General features: G+C 38.9%; 19 protein-coding genes. 7 read left to right on the top strand and 12 right to left on the bottom strand.

The window, feature by feature from the left end:
* Positions 1-561: 561 nt before the first annotated feature.
* The 3 genes from purF to yfbV all read right to left on the bottom strand — a co-directional run bounded on the left by purF (position 562) and on the right by yfbV (position 3,175).
* Positions 562-2,076: an amidophosphoribosyltransferase gene (purF, locus tag ACPEEM_RS03285; RefSeq protein ID WP_424405953.1), complete on the bottom strand. Its 1,515-nt coding sequence runs from the start codon at positions 2,074-2,076 to the stop codon at positions 562-564.
* 17 nt (positions 2,077-2,093) lie between these two features.
* A complete protein-coding gene (locus tag ACPEEM_RS03280) occupies positions 2,094-2,582 on the bottom strand; it encodes a CvpA family protein (protein ID WP_424403575.1) in 489 nt (162 codons plus the stop codon).
* A gap of 149 nt (positions 2,583-2,731) precedes the next feature.
* Complete coding sequence (yfbV, locus tag ACPEEM_RS03275; protein ID WP_424403577.1) at positions 2,732-3,175, bottom strand: terminus macrodomain insulation protein YfbV; 444 nt, start codon at positions 3,173-3,175, stop codon at positions 2,732-2,734.
* A gap of 270 nt (positions 3,176-3,445) precedes the next feature.
* On the opposite strand from yfbV, the gene ACPEEM_RS03270 reads away from it, so the two are divergent.
* Positions 3,446-4,648: an acetate kinase gene (locus ACPEEM_RS03270; RefSeq protein ID WP_424403579.1), complete on the top strand. Its 1,203-nt coding sequence runs from the start codon at positions 3,446-3,448 to the stop codon at positions 4,646-4,648.
* 73 nt (positions 4,649-4,721) lie between these two features.
* Positions 4,722-6,860: a phosphate acetyltransferase gene (gene pta, locus ACPEEM_RS03265; RefSeq protein WP_424403581.1), complete on the top strand. Its 2,139-nt coding sequence runs from the start codon at positions 4,722-4,724 to the stop codon at positions 6,858-6,860.
* 340 nt (positions 6,861-7,200) lie between these two features.
* On the opposite strand, the gene cysB is transcribed toward pta, so the two are convergent.
* The 5 genes from cysB to ACPEEM_RS03240 form a co-directional block, all read right to left on the bottom strand.
* Positions 7,201-8,172, bottom strand: coding sequence for an HTH-type transcriptional regulator CysB (gene cysB / locus ACPEEM_RS03260; RefSeq protein WP_424403677.1), 972 nt, complete (start codon positions 8,170-8,172; stop codon positions 7,201-7,203).
* 44 nt (positions 8,173-8,216) lie between these two features.
* Entirely contained in the window at positions 8,217-9,224 is a 1,008-nt protein-coding gene (gene rluB / locus ACPEEM_RS03255; protein WP_424405955.1) for a 23S rRNA pseudouridine(2605) synthase RluB, read from the bottom strand.
* 33 nt (positions 9,225-9,257) lie between these two features.
* Positions 9,258-9,881, bottom strand: coding sequence for an L-threonylcarbamoyladenylate synthase (locus ACPEEM_RS03250; RefSeq protein ID WP_424407709.1), 624 nt, complete (start codon positions 9,879-9,881; stop codon positions 9,258-9,260).
* A gap of 110 nt (positions 9,882-9,991) precedes the next feature.
* Positions 9,992-11,122 carry a bifunctional chorismate mutase/prephenate dehydrogenase gene (gene tyrA, locus ACPEEM_RS03245; RefSeq protein WP_424407707.1) on the bottom strand — a complete coding sequence of 377 codons (1,131 nt, stop codon included), beginning with the start codon at positions 11,120-11,122 and terminating at the stop codon, positions 9,992-9,994.
* Between the two features lie 12 nt (positions 11,123-11,134).
* On the bottom strand, positions 11,135-12,199 hold the full coding sequence (locus ACPEEM_RS03240; protein ID WP_424403685.1) for a 3-deoxy-7-phosphoheptulonate synthase: 1,065 nt from the start codon (positions 12,197-12,199) through the stop codon (positions 11,135-11,137).
* Between the two features lie 412 nt (positions 12,200-12,611).
* Between ACPEEM_RS03240 and ftnA (ACPEEM_RS03235) the strand changes: the two genes are divergently transcribed.
* The 4 genes from ftnA (ACPEEM_RS03235) (at position 12,612) to uspE (ending at position 15,700) form a co-directional block, all read left to right on the top strand.
* Positions 12,612-13,097, top strand: a complete 486-nt coding sequence (ftnA, locus tag ACPEEM_RS03235; RefSeq protein WP_424403687.1) for a non-heme ferritin — start codon at positions 12,612-12,614, stop codon at positions 13,095-13,097.
* A gap of 16 nt (positions 13,098-13,113) precedes the next feature.
* Positions 13,114-13,614, top strand: coding sequence for a non-heme ferritin (gene ftnA, locus ACPEEM_RS03230; protein WP_424407706.1), 501 nt, complete (start codon positions 13,114-13,116; stop codon positions 13,612-13,614).
* A 262-nt stretch (positions 13,615-13,876) separates the two neighbouring features.
* On the top strand, positions 13,877-14,650 hold the full coding sequence (locus tag ACPEEM_RS03225; RefSeq protein ID WP_424403691.1) for an FNR family transcription factor: 774 nt from the start codon (positions 13,877-13,879) through the stop codon (positions 14,648-14,650).
* A gap of 114 nt (positions 14,651-14,764) precedes the next feature.
* Entirely contained in the window at positions 14,765-15,700 is a 936-nt protein-coding gene (gene uspE, locus ACPEEM_RS03220) for a universal stress protein UspE (protein ID WP_424407704.1), read from the top strand.
* 79 nt (positions 15,701-15,779) lie between these two features.
* On the opposite strand, the gene ACPEEM_RS03215 is transcribed toward uspE, so the two are convergent.
* Together ACPEEM_RS03215 and sppA are read right to left on the bottom strand one after the other, a co-directional pair.
* Positions 15,780-16,154 (bottom strand): cytochrome b562, encoded by a 375-nt coding sequence (locus ACPEEM_RS03215; RefSeq protein ID WP_424404023.1) that lies wholly within the window; start codon positions 16,152-16,154, stop codon positions 15,780-15,782.
* Positions 16,155-16,243: 89 nt separating this feature from the next.
* The gene (gene sppA / locus ACPEEM_RS03210) at positions 16,244-18,121 is read right to left on the bottom strand and encodes a signal peptide peptidase SppA (RefSeq protein ID WP_424407702.1); all 1,878 of its coding nucleotides are present in this window, start codon (positions 18,119-18,121) and stop codon (positions 16,244-16,246) included.
* 120 nt (positions 18,122-18,241) lie between these two features.
* Here sppA and ACPEEM_RS03205 point away from each other — a divergent pair, with 120 nt between their 5' ends.
* A complete protein-coding gene (locus ACPEEM_RS03205) occupies positions 18,242-18,796 on the top strand; it encodes an NAD(P)H nitroreductase (protein WP_424403697.1) in 555 nt (184 codons plus the stop codon).
* 30 nt (positions 18,797-18,826) lie between these two features.
* Here the strand turns inward: ACPEEM_RS03205 and ACPEEM_RS03200 are convergent, their stop codons facing one another.
* Together ACPEEM_RS03200 and xthA are read right to left on the bottom strand one after the other, a co-directional pair.
* Positions 18,827-19,600, bottom strand: coding sequence for a TIGR01619 family protein (locus ACPEEM_RS03200; protein WP_424403699.1), 774 nt, complete (start codon positions 19,598-19,600; stop codon positions 18,827-18,829).
* A gap of 9 nt (positions 19,601-19,609) precedes the next feature.
* Complete coding sequence (gene xthA, locus ACPEEM_RS03195; RefSeq protein ID WP_424407700.1) at positions 19,610-20,413, bottom strand: exodeoxyribonuclease III; 804 nt, start codon at positions 20,411-20,413, stop codon at positions 19,610-19,612.
* Positions 20,414-20,549 lie beyond the last annotated feature (136 nt).

Genomic DNA, 20,549 nt, shown 5'->3' with positions numbered 1-20,549 from the left:
AGGTATCTCCAAACATTTAACTGAGGCGGATTTTATGATTTTTTCTGTACAAAATTGACTTAAAGATACTTTCAATGTTGAAAGCAGTTTATTGTTAACATCATCATTAAAGCCATTCTCTTTTATATATCTATAACTATCTTTCTTCCAAGATAACATCTCATCAAAAAAAATAATACTTCTTCTGCATTATTCATCATTCGGCTTGTTCAATTTAAAAATAATTCATCGAATATTTTACACCATCTCGGTAAATATAATAGATTTAGGTCTTAACTCGCTTCCTTAATACAAGGAGAGCTACTTTAATGTTAAAGATTTGGAACAACGATTTTCGCAAACACATTTCCTTCTCCACCTTAAAATTTTGGCAAAAATATGTTCTGTATCATTGATTACTAAACTTAACGAAATAATAACATAGTCTGATTTTTGAGCCAGCTTGCTGAATAGCGGTGATAAGTGCGGTGGATTTTGGAAAAGTTTTGGAACTGGATTAAAAAACAAAGCCTAACGGAATTAGGCTTTGTTGAGGTTGATAATGAAGTGATGTTGATAACACTATCTTTCGTTGTGCATTTCTAAATTGGTGGCGTCTTTTTCACGCTTACGTTTAGCACTGTCACTACGCTGCTCTGCAATGCTATCAAGGTAACTTGGTGTGATGTCCCCTGTCACATAAATGCCTGTAAATACGGAGCAATCAAAATCTTGAATAGCTGGATTTTCTTGTTGGACGGATCCTGTTAAAGCATCAAGATCTTGGAAAATCAATTTATCTACACCAATTAATTTGGCAATTTCATCTACATCACGACCATAAGCAATTAATTCGTTTTTCGTTGGCATATCAATACCATACACATTTGGATAACGAATTTCAGGTGCCGCAGAAGCAAAATAAATTTTCTTCGCCCCTGCTGCTCTTGCCATATCGACAATTTGTTCTGAAGTTGTACCACGGACGATGGAATCATCCACTAATAACACGTTTCTATCTTTAAATTCAGAAGCGATAGTGTTGAGTTTGCGTCTGACTGAACTCACTCGCTGTGCTTGCCCAGGCATAATGAACGTACGTCCAACATAACGATTTTTTACAAAGCCTTGGCGATAGGGTTTATTTAATACACGGGCAATACGTAATGCAATATCATTTGACGTTTCAGGAATTGGGATGACAACATCAATATCATCAACATCTTGCCATTCACGAGCAATTTTTTCACCTAAACGTTGTCCCATATGCATGCGTGCCGCATAAACAGACACACCGTCAATACAAGAGTCTGGGCGTGCAAAATACACATATTCAAAAATACATGGCGTTAACGTTGGATTTTCAGCACATTGTTTGGCATAAAGTTGTCCATCAAAGGTCACATACACGGCTTCGCCAGGCTTGATATCCCGTACAAATTCAAAACCTACGGTATCTAACGCAATACTTTCGGAAGCAAACATATAATCAACATGGCCATTTTCTTCGCGTTTACCTAAAACCAAAGGGCGGATACCATGCGGATCACGAAATGCCACCATGCCGTGTCCAATAATCATTGCCACACAGGCATAAGCACCACGAATATCTTTATGAGTTTGCTTAACAGCGGTAAAAATATCTTCCGCATCTAATTGGTATTTTTTGAATTGATCAAGATGATTGGCCAGAATGTTCAGTAATAATTCAGAGTCTGAATTGGTGTTCACGTGACGACGTGCAAGACTAAACAGTTTTTCTTTTAAATCAGCAGAATTTGTTAAATTGCCATTATGTACTAAAGTCAGACCATAAGGGGAGTTAACATAAAAAGGCTGGGCTTCCGAAACACTAGAACTTCCTGCAGTAGGATAACGAACGTGCCCAATGCCCGCATTGCCTTGTAAACGTAACATATGTACTTGATGAAACACATCGCTTACTAACCCATTTGCTTTACGCAAACGAAATCGATTTTCATCATCTACAGTAACAATACCAGCTGCATCTTGCCCACGGTGCTGTAACAAGGTTAATGCATCATAGATTGATTGATTTACTGGTGTTTGACTAACAATACCGACAATACCACACATTCGTGTTGATCCCCTATTTAAGTTAAAGTTGAATTTAAAAAACTAGAATTTGCTTTAATCTGCTGAAAAAACCATTCAACAATAAAGCCAAAGTGCGGGATTAATTTTGATTCTTTCCACCATTCACTTTGGCTAAAGTTTGTAAAGTTATCGACAAAGAAAAGTAACGCTGCAACAATTAATACACCTCTTAATAAGCCAAAACAGGCACCTAACACACGATCTGTACCACTTAACCCTGTTTTATCAACCAATTGCCCTATTGTATAGTTCACTATTGCCCCCACAATTAGGGTGGCAATAAAAAGCAAAGCAATGGCACTTCCATTGCGTATATAAGGTGATTCAATTTGGGTTAAATAATTCGCTAGATAAGGATAAAAGTGGCTTGCCACGAAAAATGCTAAGATCCAGCTGACTAAGGACATCACTTCTCGAACAAATCCTCTTAATACACTGATTAAAATAGAAAAGCCGATAATGGCGATGATAATGTAATCAATCATGAGTCTCTCTCTAAGAGTATATGAATTTTTACTGTGCTATTCTAACAAAAAAAGAAAACGTTTGCGTAGCGAAAAATTCAAGAAAGTTGAATAAAAGATGTGAAAACCCGTTTCACATCACGGAAGCATAAACCGACAGTCAACGGGTTTTACAATTCCTGCCAAAACTGACGATCTAATTTACGTTGTGCTTTTTTCAATACCTCGGCGAGATGTTGATAAGTCGGTTTATCTTGCACCACTGGAACCGATTCATTCACTTGTCTTAATTGCGTACAAATCCGATTAAACCATGCACAACTTTCAGGCGGGAGGGGGGTACTCGCACGCTTGCCAAGCCAATAAATTCCTTGGATAGGTAACAATAAGGCAAAAAGAGCGGTCATCACCGCAATAGCCAGTGCATTCATATCATATTTGGCAAACCATTGTTGCCAAACAATGACAAAAACTGCCACAAAAGGCATAAACTTTTGAGCAAAACAGGTGGTTTTAATGATTCGGTTTTCGGGAAAGATGATCCCTAATTTACTTTCTAATGGCCAGGTTTTCAAATAACGTTGGCCTTGTTTCAGAATGGAAAAAAAATGCATGTGTATCGTTATCAATCCAATAATCGGAGAACGTAAAATAGCATAACTCGCTTAAATCTTCAGCTTTTATTCTTCTTAACTCGGTTAGCGTTATAAGAAATGTTTAAACTTTCATAAATTTTTTGATGAAAGTCGCATTTTTGACTTTTTGTGAATTTATTTTATTGCGGGAAAGGTGTATCCTATGGCAACCAGATTTTCATCTGCTTATTTGTTCAAGAAATGTTCAAGTAAGTTCTTTTAACTTAAAATAAAATTAATAGGTCTCTTATGTCTCAAAAATTAGTCCTAATCTTAAACTGTGGTAGTTCTTCATTAAAATTTTCTATTTTAGACCCTCAAACTGGCGAAGAAAAATTGTCTGGTTTAGCAGAAGCCTTTCATTTAGAGGACGCTCGTATTAAATGGAAACTACATGGCGAAAAAGGAAACGCTGATTTAGGTGCTGGTGCAGCACATAGCGAAGCACTTAACTTTATTGTGAATAATATTTTCCCATTAGATCCATCATTAAAAGATGAAATTGTTGCAATCGGTCATCGTATTGTCCATGGTGGCGAAAAATTCACCTCTTCCGTGGTCATTACAGATGAAGTGGTTCAAGGTATTAAAGATGCCGTTCAATTCGCACCATTACACAACCCTGCACACTTAATCGGTATTGAAGAAGCCTTTAAAATGTTCCCTCATTTAAAAGAGAAAAACGTGGCTGTTTTTGATACCGCATTCCATCAAACCATGCCTGAAGAAGCTTATTTATACGCTCTTCCTTATTCTTTATACAAAGAACACGGTGTGCGTCGTTATGGTGCACATGGTACAAGCCATTATTACGTTAGCCAACAAGCTGCACAACGTTTAAATATCCCAACAGATAAAGTGAATGTGATTACTTGCCATTTAGGCAATGGTGCATCAATCGCCGCTGTACGTCATGGTCAATGTATTGATACTTCAATGGGTTTAACACCATTAGAAGGTTTAGTCATGGGAACCCGTTCTGGTGATATTGATCCTGCCATTATTTTTTACCTTCACGACAATCTTGGTTTATCCATCGAAAAAATCAATGAGTTATTAACGAAAAAATCAGGATTATTAGGTTTAACAGAAGTAACGAGCGACTGCCGCTATTCTGAAGATAACTACGATAAAGAAGCCGCAGCCAAACGTGCCTTAGATGTATTCTGCTACCGTTTAGCCAAATATATTGGCTCTTACATGGCGGTTATTGGTGAGCGTTTAGATGCTATCGTGTTTACGGGTGGTATCGGTGAAAACTCTTCTCTTGTGCGTGAATTAACCTTAAACCACTTAAAACTCTTCGGATATTGTGTGGATAACGAAAAAAATCACGCTGCACGCTTTGGTCATGAAGGGATCATCAGTGCTGAGAACACACCAGTAGCCATCGTGATTCCAACTAATGAAGAATTAGTGATTGCTCAAGATACAGCTCGTCTTTGTATCTAACCAAGTATTATAAACTGCCGAAGCTTCGGCAGTTTCTTTTTAAACAACCCATTAACAAGATTTAAGATTTATTATGTCCCGTACAATTATCCTTATTCCGATTAGCGCTGGTGTTGGTTTAACGAGCATTAGCTTAGGTTTAATTCATTCATTGGAGCAAAAGGGTGCCAAAATCGGTTTTATGAAGCCGATTTCTCAACCAAACTCTGGTGAAGACACGATCGACCGTACCACCTCTATCGTACGTACTAACACTTCATTAGATACCGCAGAACCTTTCATGTTAAGTGTTGCGGAATCCTTAATCGGTCAAAACCAATCCAATGTAGTTTTAGAAAAAATTGTTGAAAATCACCAACAACTCACCAAAAACAACGATATTGTCATCGTTGAAGGCTTAATTCCAACTCGCAAACATAGCTATGCAAACAGCATAAACTATGAAATTGCTCAAGCACTTGATGCAGAAATCATCTTAGTGGCGGCACCTGCCACCGAAAAACCCGCAAAATTAAAAGAACGTATCGAAGCGGCAGCCTCACTACTTGGTGGGAAAAATAATCCAAACTTATTGGGTGTTGTTATCAACAAATTTAATGCCCCAATTGATGACTCAGGTCGTACTCGTCCTGATTTAGCTGAAATTTTTGATTCCTTCCAACACACACAAAATCAAGCATCTGAAATTTATCACCTCTTTGAAAGAAGCCCAATCAAAGTGCTTGCTTGCATTCCTTGGAGTGCCGAATTGATCGCAACCCGTGCAATCGATCTCGCAAAACACTTAGGTGCAGCCATTATCCATGAAGGGGCAATCAATGAACGTCGTATTCGTGGTATCACCTTCTGTGCACGTAACCTCACCAATATGGTAGAACATTTCCGTGTGGGTAGCTTATTAGTCACCTCCGCAGACCGTCCAGATGTCATTGTTGCCTCATCATTAGCCGCAATGAATGGCGTGGAAATTGCAGGTGTCCTTTTAACAGGTGGCTACAAAATTGATCCACAAATTAATAAATTATGCCAACATGCGATTGAAAGTTCAGGCTTACCTATTTTCCGTGTTGAAGGTAACACATGGCAAACTGCTCTTGCTCTACAAAGTTTCAATTTAGAAGTGCCAGTTGATGACAAAGAGCGTATTGAGAAAATCAAACATTATGTCAGCGAACAAATTGATAGCCAATTCATTGATTCCTTAGTGGCAGCGTCTTCTCGTTTACGTCGTTTATCCCCACCAGCCTTCCGCTTCCAATTAACAGAACTTGCTCGCCAAGCTAAAAAACGCATTGTATTACCAGAAGGTGATGAACCTCGAACTGTAAAAGCGGCTGCACTTTGTGCAGAACGTGGCATTGCAGAATGTGTGTTATTAGCCAATCCAGAATCAGTGATGCGTGTGGCTGAAGCACAAGGTGTTCAATTAGGCAAAGGCATCACCATTGTGGATCCTGTGACTGTACGTGAAAACTATGTCGACCGTCTCGTTGAATTACGTAAAAACAAAGGTATGACAGAAGATTCTGCTCGTGAGCAATTAGAAGATAATGTGGTCTTAGGCACCATGATGTTAGAAGCCAATGAAGTTGACGGCTTAGTGTCTGGGGCAGTTCATACCACCGCAAACACTATTCGCCCACCGATGCAAATTATCAAAACCGCACCGGGTAGCTCCATTGTGTCATCTGTCTTCTTTATGTTGTTACCAGATCAAGTGTTAGTCTACGGAGACTGTGCCGTTAATCCAGATCCAACCGCAGAACAATTAGCAGAAATTGCTATTCAATCGGCAGATTCCGCTAAAGCCTTTGGTATTGAACCGAAAGTGGCGATGATTTCTTACTCAACGGGTACTTCTGGTAGTGGTGCGGATGTTGAAAAAGTTAAAGAAGCAACTCGCATTGCACAAGAAAAACGTCCAGACCTCGTTATTGACGGCCCATTACAATATGACGCTGCCGTTATGGAAGATGTGGCACGTTCAAAAGCACCAAACTCTCCAGTTGCAGGTAAAGCAACCGTCTTCATCTTCCCAGACTTGAATACGGGTAATACCACTTATAAAGCGGTACAACGCTCTGCAGACCTCGTGTCTATTGGACCAATGCTACAAGGTATGCGTAAACCAGTGAACGACTTATCTCGTGGTGCATTGGTTGATGATATTGTGTACACCATTGCATTAACAGCAATCCAAGCGACACAATAATCAACAAACAAAGATAAAAACACACCGCACTTTGAATCCCCCAAAGTGCGGTCTTTTTTTGACATATTTTAAACATGAAACAAACGCTGGGCTCAGCGAATAACATGGTAATTACGCTCCCCATTTAACAAATAATGTTTACGTTGTTCCTATCTTTCTATTCTGTTTTAGTAGAAACGCAATTCCCAATCACTCTTAACACACTAATAGCTAGCTTATTAGATCTGATTTTAACAAGATTGCGGAATGGTGGATGAAGTGCGGTGGATTTTGAAAAAGTTTTTAGACATAAAAATACTCAGGTAAACTGAGTATTTAATGTTCTATGATGTCTTAAGGTTTAACGAGTCTCTAGCTCAATACCTTCGAATAATTTTTTTACTGCGGCATTATCACGTAACCCCTCGGCTTTCTCGACCAATTGTCGAGTTAAATGAGGTGAAAAATATTGAATAAAATCATACATATAATTACGTAAGAACGTGCTATGTTTAAATGCAATTTGCACCGTACTGGAATTAAAGAGATGATCCGCATTAATCGAAAGTAAATCTTTATCATCTTTCGTATGTGCCATTGCCGCCATAATTCCTACACCTAATCCTAAACGAACATAGGTTTTTATCACATCCGCATCCGTTGCCGTGAAGACAATATTAGGCAGAATACCTGCACTGTTAAAGGCATAATCTAAATCAGATACCCCTGTAAAACCAAAAGTATAAGTCACTAAGGGATATTGACCGAGTTCCTCAATGGTTAAATGTTGACAACTCGCTAAGGGATGATCGGGTTTCACAATAACAGAACGATTCCATTTATAACAAGGCAATAAAACCACATCATCGAAAAGATATTGTGCTTCTGTGGTAATAGCAAGATCCACTTCACCCGACAATAAGGCATCATAAATTTGTGTTGGTGATCCTTGGTGAATATGTAAACTCACATCGGGATATTGCTTAGAAAAACGTTCAATCACAGGCGGTAACATATAGCGTGCTTGCGTGTTGGTTGTGGCAATACGTAACACGCCATGGTTAGGTTGCGTATATTCATTGGCAACCGCTTTGATACTTTGTGTTTTAACTAGCAATTCTCGGGCGATGGAAATAATCTTCTTTCCAGCAGGGGTAACTGATTTAATATGTTTTCCGTTGCGTTCAAAAATTTCGAGTCCGAGTTCATCTTCTAATAAACGAACCTGTTTACTAATTCCTGGTTGGGAAGTGTAAAGTGCATTGGCTGCTTCGGTCACATTTAAATTTTGATTCACAATTTCAACAATATAGCGTAACTGCTGGATTTTCATATTCTGCTCCCTTTTACATATTTGCATACAGCGAAAGTAGAAAATTATTTCTTATAACGCTTACTTAGCTCCGTATAACGTTTAACGGCTTTACGAATTTGATTGGTTTTTGCCCGACGACGTGGTTTGGTGACATCCAGTTTTGTTTCCACTTCAGGGGGTAACCCAACAAGATCCCTTAAATAATTCACTTGGGTTAAATCCATTTCTTCCCAACCACCTCGTGGTAACGATTTCATTAATGAAATATTGCCATAACGTGTGCGGATCAAACGGCTGACTTGCACCCCTTGAGATTCCCATAAACGGCGAACCTCTCGATTACGCCCTTCCATTAAGGTCACATCAAACCATTGATTGATGCCCACTCCTCCGGCAAACTTAATTTCTTTGAAATTGGCTGGCCCGTCTTCTAATTGCACACCTTTTTTCAATCGGTGGATCATAGCATCATCCACTTGACCAAAAACTCGCACAGAGTATTCCCGCTCAACTTCACGGCTTGGGTGCATTAAACGGTTTGCTAACTCACCATCAGTGGTAAACAATAATAAGCCTGAGGTATTAATATCTAAACGACCTACCGCAATCCAACGAGACCCCGTTAAACGAGGTAAACGATCGAAAACCGTTGCTCGTCCCTCGGGATCATGCCTTGTGCAAAGCTCGCCTTCTGGTTTGTAATACATTAATACACGACAAACCTCTTTTTGTGCGTGCATCAAATTCACAACATGCCCGTCAATTCGGATCTTAACACCTGACTTCACATCAATACGGTCACCTAAAGTTGCCAGTTTACCGTCCACACTCACACGGTTAGCGGCAATCATGGCTTCAATTTCACGGCGAGAACCTTGTCCTGCTCTGGCTAATACTTTTTGTAGCTTTTCCCCTTCAACCTGAGGCTTTTTCACTGCCGTTTTAACAGGGCTTTTTTCTGCATTGACCGTAGTTGTCACTTTTGTTGTCTTGTGTGTAATGGTGTTTCCACTTTGTTTCTTTTCAAAGTGCGGTCGATTTTGACGAGAATTTGTCTTCGTTGCTCTCATATTTCCTCTTTGTCGCTTTCCCAAGCGTCTATATTAAATAAATGGTGTAATTGAACCACTGCCCTCACGTAAAATCACTGGCGTGTCTTCGGTTAAATCCACCACTGTAGTAGGTTCTTGACCGAGATATCCCCCATGAATAATCAAATCAACTTGGCGTTCTAAACGATCTCGAATTTCCTCAGGATCAGATTGGGTAATGTGTTCTTCTCCTGGTAACATTAATGAACAAGAGAGTATGGGTTCACCCAAGGCTTTCAATAAATCCAAAGCAATTTGATTATCGGGAACGCGAATACCAATGGTTTTACGTTTTGACGTCATCAAACGACGTGGTAATTCTTTCGTTGCAGTTAAAATAAAGGTATATCGCCCAGGCGTATTGTTTTTAATTAAACGATAGGCAGTGTTATTCACTAAAGAATAAGTCGATAGCTCAGACAGATCACTACAAACTAATGTGAAATTATGATCTTCTGGTAACTGACGAATCCGAACAATGCGATCCATTGCGTGTTTATCACCTATCATGCAACCTAAGGCATAACCCGAATCCGTTGGATAGACAATCACCCCGCCTTTTTGTAAGATTTCAATAGATTGATTAATCAATCTCACTTGTGGATTATCAGGGTGAATATAAAAGAATTGGCTCATAATCCCCACTCTCATGTAAAAAATGAAGATTAATTATACACAGATTGCCTCAAAGAGGATATTCTTTTTTCATGCCAAAAAATGAGTAAAATCTGATTGTTATTGCGTTTTTATTCATTGATATGACGGCAATCATTTGCTTGTTGCAGTAACTGCCTACTTTCTTTTAAGAATTGATCAGAATAATCACCAAACCATGCTTTTACCTGATTAAAGCAATTGATAAAACCTGATTTATCTTTATCTAAGAAAAATTGTAAACTTTCCTGATACGTATTTTTTAAGCTCTCAATAATCGCCAAATTTTCTGGCTTATCCGCAATAATATCGGCATACAATTCTGGGTCTTGGGCAAACAAACGACCAATCATCACTAGCTCTAAACGATAAATCGGCGAGGATAACGCCAAAAGCTGAGTCAAGTTCACTGGCTGTTTGGATAAATGTAGCCCGTTTGCAAAGGTGGAAAAATGTCTAAGTGCTTGAATATAGGTCATGCTTTGATCATGTTCATGGGCATCGACTTGATAAATTTGACTTCCCCAAATTTGCATTTGTGCCAATAGCCACTCGTAACGTTCTGGAAAACGGCCATCACAACGGACAATCACTTGCTTTGCCATGCTGGCGATGTCTGATCCGAACATGGGGTGCAATCCTAATACCGCCCCTTTATGCACGGCTAACATTTTTTCGAGGGGGGCACGTTTAATGGAGGTTAAATCCGTGAGGAGCATATTTTCTGTTAAATAAGGCGATAACCGCTCAATGGTCGCCAAAGTTTGAGCAATGGGCACAGACACGATCACCACATCTGCCCCTTGCAAAATCACCTCTGCCTTTTCCCAATCATCTCGTTCTAAAATCTCAACCTGATAGCCTGACAATCTGAGATAACGTGCAAATAGCCCCCCTAATTTGCCACCGCCCCCCACAATAACGATTTTTTTGATAGCATGATTTACAGTTTTAAAGCCAAATTGATTTTCTCGGGCATAAGATTCTCGCATCAAACGGCGTAACACATCTTCAATCAGATCCCCTGAAATCCCCAATTGTGCCGCATCAGCTCGGCGAGCTTGTAACATACTGGCTTCTCGTTCTGGCACATAAATGGGTAAACCATGCTGGTGTTTTACCTCACCGACTTGCTTCACTAAGTCCAAACGTTTGGCAATAAGTTGCAATAATTCACGATCTGTGCGATCAATGTTTTCTCTTAATTCTGCTAATGCATCCATGACTCGGTCCTTTTAATGCTGAGCGTTTCTGTTTTTTAACTGATTGTCCATTTGACGTAATAATCGATCTGAGGTTTCCCAATCAATACACGCATCTGTAATTGATACACCATATTTCATCTCGGCAAAAGGCTGTTCGGCACTTTGATTGCCGGCAAACAGATGACTTTCTAGCATTACCCCAATAATCGACTGATTGCCATCAACAATTTGCTGTAACACATCTTCCGCTACGGCAGGTTGACGACGATAATCTTTATTCGAATTTCCATGACTGCAATCGATCATAATCGCACTTTCTAATCCAGCCTTAACCAACTCTTGTTCACATTGTTGAACAAATTCCGTTTGGTAATTCGGTGCTTTTCCCCCTCGCAGAATCACATGCCCATCAGGGTTGCCTGCTGTGTGTAGAAGGTTGACCTGCCCTTGCTGGTTAATGCCAATAAAACTATGTCCCATAGAGGCGGCTTTCATGGCATTAATCGCCGTGGATAAACTGCCATCTGTACCGTTTTTAAAGCCCACTGCCATCGACAAACCTGATGACATTTCACGGTGCGTTTGTGATTCTGTTGTTCTTGCCCCAATTGCCGACCAACTAAATAAATCTGCAATATATTGTGGCGTAATAGGATCCAGTGCTTCCGTGGCTAAAGGTAACCCAATTTCCGCAAGCTGTAATAAGAGCTGACGAGAAATATGTAAGCCCTTTTCCACATCAAAGGTGCCATCAAGGTTTGGATCATTAATTAACCCTTTCCATCCTACCGTGGTTCGAGGTTTTTCAAAATACACCCGCATCACAATATACAACGTTTCTTGTAGTTCATCAGATAAGGCTTTCAAACGCTGTGCATATTCTAATGCTGCAACAGGATCATGAATAGAACAAGGCCCAATCACAACCAATAAACGTGGATCTTTTTTATGAATGATATTGGCAATATCACGGCGAGATTGTTCAATTTGCTGACGAAGTGTGTGAGGCAATGGGAGTTTTTCTTTCAATTCTTTTGGTGTAATTAATACTTTCTCACCCACGATGTTGACGTTGTGAATGCTGTCTTTATTCATTTTCTTTCCTTAGTCTTTCAAATGTAAAACATAAACTGTAAATAATACATTACATTGTTGTAATGATTAAGTTACACCAAACATTCACAGACTTCAATGAAAAAATCAATGAATTTTTCTCATTCAAAACTTTTCCAAAATAAACCGCACTTTAATTAGGGATTTTGCTATGTCCTTGTTTTCTAATTGTTAATATTGGAGATGGAGTAAGAAGTGAGAATTCATTTCAATTAGCTCATCTAAATGAGAATAGTTTTTGTTAAAATTATCTTAAAAATTAAAGAGTTATATTTAAAATAATGCGAATTCTACTTGCCTATTCTCAATAACATCTATACAATCACCCCCAGTTATAGGTTAAATATCAATCTATTCTTTACGATTTCTTAACATTCCAACTAAGGAGTTAGTTATGCTGAATAAAAATATTTCAGACAAACTCAATGAACAAATCAATTTAGAATTTTATTCTTCCAATGTCTATCTACAAATGAGTGCATGGTGTGCACATCACGGCTATCAAGGGGCGGCAGCGTTTTTATTACGCCATGCGGATGAAGAAATGGAACATATGCACAAATTATTTACTTATGTGAGTGAAACCAGTGGTATGCCATTATTAGGCAAAATCGAAGCCCCGAAAAATGATTACACGTCTTTAAAAGAAATTTTCGAAATTATTTTAGAACACGAAAAATTCGTTACCTCAAAAATTAATGAATTAGTTGAAGTCACCTTTGCAAATAAAGATTATTCAACCTTCAATTTCTTACAATGGTATGTGGCAGAACAGCACGAAGAAGAAATGTTGTTTAATAGCATTTTAGATAAATTCCAGTTACTCGGTGAAGATGGTCGTTCACTTTACTTCATTGATCGTGATCTCGCCGTTTTATAATTAAAGGAGCAATATTATGTTATCGCAAAGTGTGGTTAATCTCTTAAATGATCAAATGAATTTAGAATTTTATTCTTCAAATTTATATTTACAAATGAGTGCGTGGTGTGAGCAAAATGGATTCAACGGTACAGCAAAATTTTTAGCTGCTCATGCGGCAGAAGAAATGCAACACATGCGTAAATTATTTACTTATTTAAATGAAACTGGTGCATTGGCAATCATTCGTGAAATTGAAGCCCCTGCACATCAATACGGATCATTAAAAGAGGTGTTAGAAATTACCTATCGCCACGAAAAACTGATCACGGAAAAAATCAATGAATTAGTGGGTAAAACCTTTGAAGAAAAAGACTACTCTGCCTTTAATTTCTTACAATGGTATGTAGCAGAACAACACGAAGAAGAGAAACTTTTCAGTGGTATTTTAGACAAGCTCAATTTACTCGGTGCGGATGGAAAAGGCCTGTTCTTAATTGATAAAGACCTCGGTGAATTAGCAAACACAAACGCATAATTTGCTCCCCCATATCCGCAAAAGGACGTCGTTTGGCGTCCTTTATCCCTTTGATTAATAAGTATAAGTGCGGTAAAAAAAGAGAAAGATCAAAATACATAACATCACCAAAATTTGGATTAATCGCTTTTTGGTCAATTTTTCTGCGGCCATTTTTTATTCCTTTCCCGTCTATTTAAAAGACTTCTTAAATTTAACATTTAATGGTATTATTTGAGATAGATCAATTTTACCCTATTTTCTCGAATTACCAGAGGATTAAATGAAAGTTTTCGCAATGGACACTAAAATTGGACGCAAAATCCAATCTGGTGGTTGTGCAATTCACTGTCAGGATTGCAGTATTAGCCAACTCTGTATCCCTTTTACTCTCAATGAACATGAATTAGCTCAACTTGATAATATCATTGAACGTAAAAAACCAATACAGAAATCCCAAGTTCTATTCAAAGCGGGCGATCCTCTTACATCGCTTTATGCGATTCGTTCAGGTACCATCAAAACCTACACCATTAGCGAGACGGGCGAAGAACAAATCACCTCATTCCAATTACCGGGCGATTTAGTTGGCTTTGATGCCATCATGAATATGCAACATCCTAGTTTTGCTCAAGCCCTTGAAACCTCAATGGTCTGTGAAATTCCCTTTGATATTCTCGATGATTTATCGGGGAAAATGCCCAAGCTTCGTCAACAAATTATGCGTTTAATGAGTAATGAAATTAAAAATGATCAAGAAATGATTTTGTTGCTCTCCAAAATGAATGCGGAAGAACGGTTAGCCGCATTTATTTATAATCTTTCCCGTCGTTATTCTGCACGTGGTTTTTCACCACGGGAATTTCGTCTAACCATGACACGGGGTGATATTGGTAACTATCTTGGTCTCACGGTGGAAACCATCAGCCGTTTACTCGGTCGTTTACAAAAAATGGGCATTCTTTCCGTGCAAGGAAAATACATCACCATCAATAATATGGGGGAGTTAATCGAACTCTCAGGCACCACCAAAACCAATATCCGTATGGGGATCTAAATTCTGTTTCGTAAGGCAATCATTAGATTGCCTTTTTTAGTTTTCAAAAACGTCCCTTGTCATTTGAAACAATCTTCTCTATCCTATAAGGATAAATCAGTAATGGAGGTGGTTATGAAATTTAACAATATATTGGTTGTTCTCAACCCCGAAAACGAAAAACAATATGCGTTGGCAAGAGCCGTACGTTTAGTCCATGAGCAAAAAAGCGAGCAAAAAGTCAAAATTACCGTTTTTTTAGCAGTCTATGATCTTTCCTATGAAATGTCCGCCTTCCTCTCTTCTGAAGAACGAGAAGAAATGCACCGCGGTGTAATTGCACAACGTACTCAATTTATCCAGCCTTATTTAGACAAATACGCCTCTCCTAACATTGATTTTCAGCCACTCGCAGTTTGGCATAGCAATGAAGCAGAAGCGATCACCAATGAAGTAGAAAAAAATCAATATGATCTAGTGGTGAAATACACCAAAGAAGAAGAAAGTATCACGTCACTGATCTTTACCCCGATGGATTGGCAGCTTCTACGCAAATGTCCAGCCCCCTTATTAATGGTCAGAGATGCCGACTGGAAACACCAAAGACGCATTTTAGTTGCCGTCAATGTGGCAAATGACGAAGAAGAAAATCACAGCATTTTCAACCAAGAATTGGTGTCATTGGGGATTGATCTGGCGTCTAATTTAGAACGGGGTAATGTGCATCTCGTTACGGCTTATCCACCAACACCAATTAATATGGCGATTGATTTACCTGAATTTAGTAGCGGTGAATACGAAAGGAATATTCGTGGGCAATATTTAATTAATATGAAAGCACTTCGCCAACAATTTGGTATTGATGAAGATCACACACATGTACGAGAAGGTTTCCCTGAGGAAGTTATTCCAGAAGTGGCGAAAGAATTAGAAGCGGAACTGGTGGTTTTAGGCACCATCGGACGTACGGGGCTTTCTGCTGCCTTTCTTGGTAATACCGCAGAACATGTCATTAACCGTCTAAATTGTAATTTACTTGCCATTAAACCTAGCAAACAAGAAGACGATTAACCCATCAAAGTGCGGTAGGTTTTAAAAAAATTTTATAAAAATAGCCTGTTTTAAACAGGCTATTTTCTTATCTCCATGGTTATTTGTATTTTTTATGATACACATTTCTTAAATCAAATAATTTTTTCGAGGTTGCTTTCGCCCCCTCTAAATCACCTGATTGGGCTTGTTTCGTGGCATCATCAAGAACAGTAATAAATTCTTGCATCCCTGCCTGATAACCTTTGAAATCTTCCGCATTATCAATGCTTGATGGTTGTTTTTCGCCCGCTTGTTGTGCTAACGCTCGTAATTCTTGTGCTGCTTTTTCAAAACTCGCCACATCATCCGCTTGAGTTAATGCCGAGACAGCACCTTTCATTTGGTTCATTTCTGTGCGAACACTCGCATTAGCCGTTCCAACCACAGCACAGGCCATCAAGGCAATCGATAACACTTGTTTCAATGAGTTCATAGAGTTCATATTACTTCTCCCACAATGTAAAATAAAAAAATTGCGATTACTCCCATTTCGCTGAAATAACCGCAATAGGTTAATAAAAATTATTTAATCGTCCCACAATTTAAACAATACACATAATGTCCCTTCGGATCATTGCGATGCGTTAACACCCCTAACTGGCGTTTTACTTGTTGATATTGTGGTGGTAAGGCAAAAATTTTAGCCACATGAGATTGAATCAACACTTGCGAAGTGTATTTTAAATCATGCATGACCTGCCCCCACAAACTATCGTCAGTATCCGTCATCCATTCCACACCGAATGATTTAATCTTATTTTCTGATCCTAGCTGCTCATTCACCGCACTTTCAGCAATATCAATGGCATCATCAAAATCACCGAGTTGATCTACTAAATTATGTTTAATGGCTTCTTGCCCTAACCAAATTTTTCCTTGTGCAACTTTTTCCACCTCGTTTGGATTCAGATCACGCCCTTGTGCAACAACAGAAATAAATTTGTCATAGCCATATTCAATTTCTAATTGGAAAATATCGTTCAATTCCTTAGATAATGGACTAAAAGGTGAAAGCTCACTTAATGGTGAAGTTGACACCCCATCAGCCGAGATCCCCACTTTTTTAATGGTTTTCTCAAAACTTGGTAAAATCGCAAAAATACCAATTGAACCTGTAATGGTGTTTTTATCTGCCACAATGTAGTCTGCTGCACTGGCAATCCAATACCCACCTGATGCCGCCATGCCCCCCATGGAAGCAATCACAGGTTTACCCGCTTCACGTAAATGCAGTATTTCTTGGCGAATAATTTCGGAAGCAAACGCACTGCCACCTGGACTATTCACACGCAATACCACGGCTTTGACATCATCATCTTCTTGGGCTTTACGTAATAATCGGGCAATCGTATCTCCGCCAACTTCGCCATCAAAACTTTCACCATCAATAATCACGCCTTCTACATTCACCACAGCAATTTTATTTTTCTCATTGCTTACTAGACGATCTGGCAACGCCGCTAAATAATCATCAAAGAAAATGGCTTTCAACTCCCCAGATGCTTTCTGCCCAAATCGATCCATCAGTGTTTGATCTAATACAAAACGATCGGCAAATTCCGTGATCAAACCACGTTGCTGGGTATAGGCTGTACTATCCCCTTTTAAGGCGCGCAATTGTTCTACATAGGTTTTCGCATCTGGCAATACCGCCGTAGGTTTAATCTGGCGATTTTCTGCCACTACCGCCACATAATTCGACCACATTTGATCAAGCCATTGTTTCATATCTGCTTTGGCTGCGGCTGACATATCATCTCGTAAAAATGGCTCCACCGCAGATTTATAGGTACCAACACGGAACACATGCGTGGTCACATCTAACATATCAAGCAAGGATTTGAAATATAAATTTTCTTGCTTCATGCCATGAAGGCTGACTTGCCCAACAGGATTTAAATAAATTTCATCTGCATAACTGGCGAGAAAATACTGTGACTGATCATAATTATCCGCAAAGGCAATCACAGGTTTTTTACTTCGTTTAAAATCCGCAATGGCTTGACCAATATAGTTTAAAGCGGGTAAATCGCCGCCTTCAAAGAAATTTAAATCTAAAACAAGTCCTTGAATACGCTCATCATTTTCCGCACTATTAATGGCATACACCACATCAAAGGTGGAAATTTGACGAGGAACATGCTGGTTATTCAGCTCTTTTAACACCTCTTCCCAAGAGGAGCTTGCTCGCTCATCGGCGAGATAACCGTCTAAATTTAATAAAAGTGCCCCTTGTTCCCCAACCAAAATGGATTTACCACTTTTCCCTGAGTTTGCCACTAGCCCCACAATCACCGCTAACAACAACACGAAACATAAAAACACCAAATTCATCACTAAATTACGAATAAAATTAATGACTCGCCAAATAAAACGCAAAAATGCCCAAATTGGATTCATATAACCTCAATTCCATGAAAGAAAATCATAGTGCTAACATAGCATAAAGTTTTGTTTCAATAAAACCTTGCGAAGAAAATATGCTAAAATCGACCGCACTTTGCTTAGACGGAGAATTTTATGGATATCTTACAATTATTAACAACACGTCGTTCCGAAAAAAAATTATCAGCCCCTGCCCCTAATCAACAACAACTGGAATCTATTTTACAAGCGGCATTAAATGTCCCCGATCATGGCCGTTTACAGCCGTATCATTTTATTGTGATTGAAGGAAAAGGATTAGACCGCTTCGCTGAATTGTTAAAATCTACCGTCCAAGAATTTGATCTGGGCGATGAGATGATCAAAAAAGCAGAAAACTTAGCCTACCGAGCACCCATGGTCATTGGGGTTGTGGCTAAAATAAAAAAAGAGATCCCCAAAGTGCCAGGGTGGGAACAAATGTTAACCGCAGGTTGTGCCACTTATGCCATGCAATTAGCCGCTAACGCACAAGGCTTTGCCAATGTATGGATCTCTGGGAAATGGGTAAATGGCACGGCATTAAGAAAAGCGTTTCATTGCCAAGAACAAGACCAAGTCATCGGGCTTGTGATGATGGGCACTGCGGATGATAAACTGGAACGAGAGAAAAAAAGCCAACCTATTGACGAATTTGTCTCTTATTTATGAAAAATTTGAGGGCTTCATTACCCTCAATCTTTAATTTAACTGTCCTTTATCTTGATTAATGGAATCACATTCCCAACCCATATATTCTCCACCCAGTTGAGAAGCAATTTGCTCAAACGTCTCCACATGCTGAAAAATATCCAATGTATTTAAGGCTAACTCTTGTTCAATCTTAACCATATAGATTGGTTCATCTTCTTCCAACATAATCGGCGAATGACTGTATTTAATCGCAACAAAATCAATAGATTGTAAATTCATATGTTCCATAAAACGATACATACTGTCTTCATCTTCAAAGTGAAAATTATGTTCAATCAAAAAGGTATCGGCTAAATCCCGCCCACTTTGCCTTAACATATCTAACACTTCTTCTGTGGCATTAATTTTAACTTCTAACGGAGAAGGCAATAAAAAATCAAAATAAGTATCCCAGTTAGGATCATCTTGCACCGAGGTTTGCTGAATTTGTTCAAACTGCTTTAACACATCCAACACAGGTTGCGGATTCTGACAATAAAAATAAAGTTGTACATGCCCTAAAGAAAACACATGACCTGCATAAAGGGTGCTGGGTAACGCCCCCACTTGAACCAAAATTTTAAAGACTTGGTTCATTAAATCTTGGTAATGCTGAGAATCAGGCAAGCCATTTTCATCCATCTGATAAGGCAATGCACATTGCACCACCTTATGCATTGTTTCCGAAGGAAATTTTTTCAAAATATCTAAATTAATTGAAAAAATCGCCAACGCATTATTCACCATTGAACGGTAAGTTTGCCAGCTTCTATCGATTTCCATTCTGTCGCCTTATTTAAATTCTGCCCACACAGGTGCATGATCAGAAGGTTTCTCCATTGCACGAATATCGAATGCAATCCCCGTATCAACACAACGTGCGGCTAACGCTTGGTTTGCCATAATATGATCGATACGTAAACCACGATTATCATCAAACCCTTTCGAACGATAATCAAACCACGAAAATTGATCATTCACCTCAGGATTCAAATGACGGAAAGTATCCACCAAACCATAACCATATAAACGATTCATCCATTCTCTTTCTTCAGGTAAGAATGAACATTTTCCCGTACGCAACCAACGTTTACGACTTTCCTCACCAATACCAATATCTAAATCAGTCGGGCTAATGTTCATATCTCCCATAATAATGATCGGATTATCGGCATTGTGTTCTTGCTCTAAATACTGTTGTAAATCGGCATAAAATTTTTGTTTCGCAGGAAATTTTGTTTCATGTTGACGGCTTTCACCTTGCGGAAAGTAACCATTAATCACCGTTAACAACCCAAAATCTGTCTCAAAATCCGCCATAATAATCCGTTTTTGAGCATCCTCTGCATCGGTTGGAAAGCCTTTACGCACCGCTTTCGGTGCTTGCTTGCTCAATAATGCCACACCATAATGCCCTTTTTGACCATGGTGAAAAACATGATAGCCCAAGTGCTCGACTAATTCATAAGGAAACACCTCATCGGCGACTTTAATTTCTTGTAAACCTAAAACATCTGGCTGATACTTTTCAATCACCGCCTCTAATTGATGAGGTCTTGCACGCAATCCATTAATATTAAAAGAGATAAATTTCATTCTACGCGTTCCTATTTTACTTGAGCGATTTAAATGCCACATTATACCCAATATCCAATTGATCCCAAAGGATAAAACCCTGTCTTTTTCCTGTTGTATTAATAGGTAACGTAATCATTTTCCACCTTTATTGTAT

The sequence above is a fragment of the Pasteurella pantherarum genome (assembly GCF_049670885.1).
GTDB lineage: Bacteria > Pseudomonadota > Gammaproteobacteria > Enterobacterales > Pasteurellaceae > Pasteurella.
Note: the sequence above shows the minus strand (reverse complement) of the source record. Positions and strands in the feature narration are given on the sequence as shown.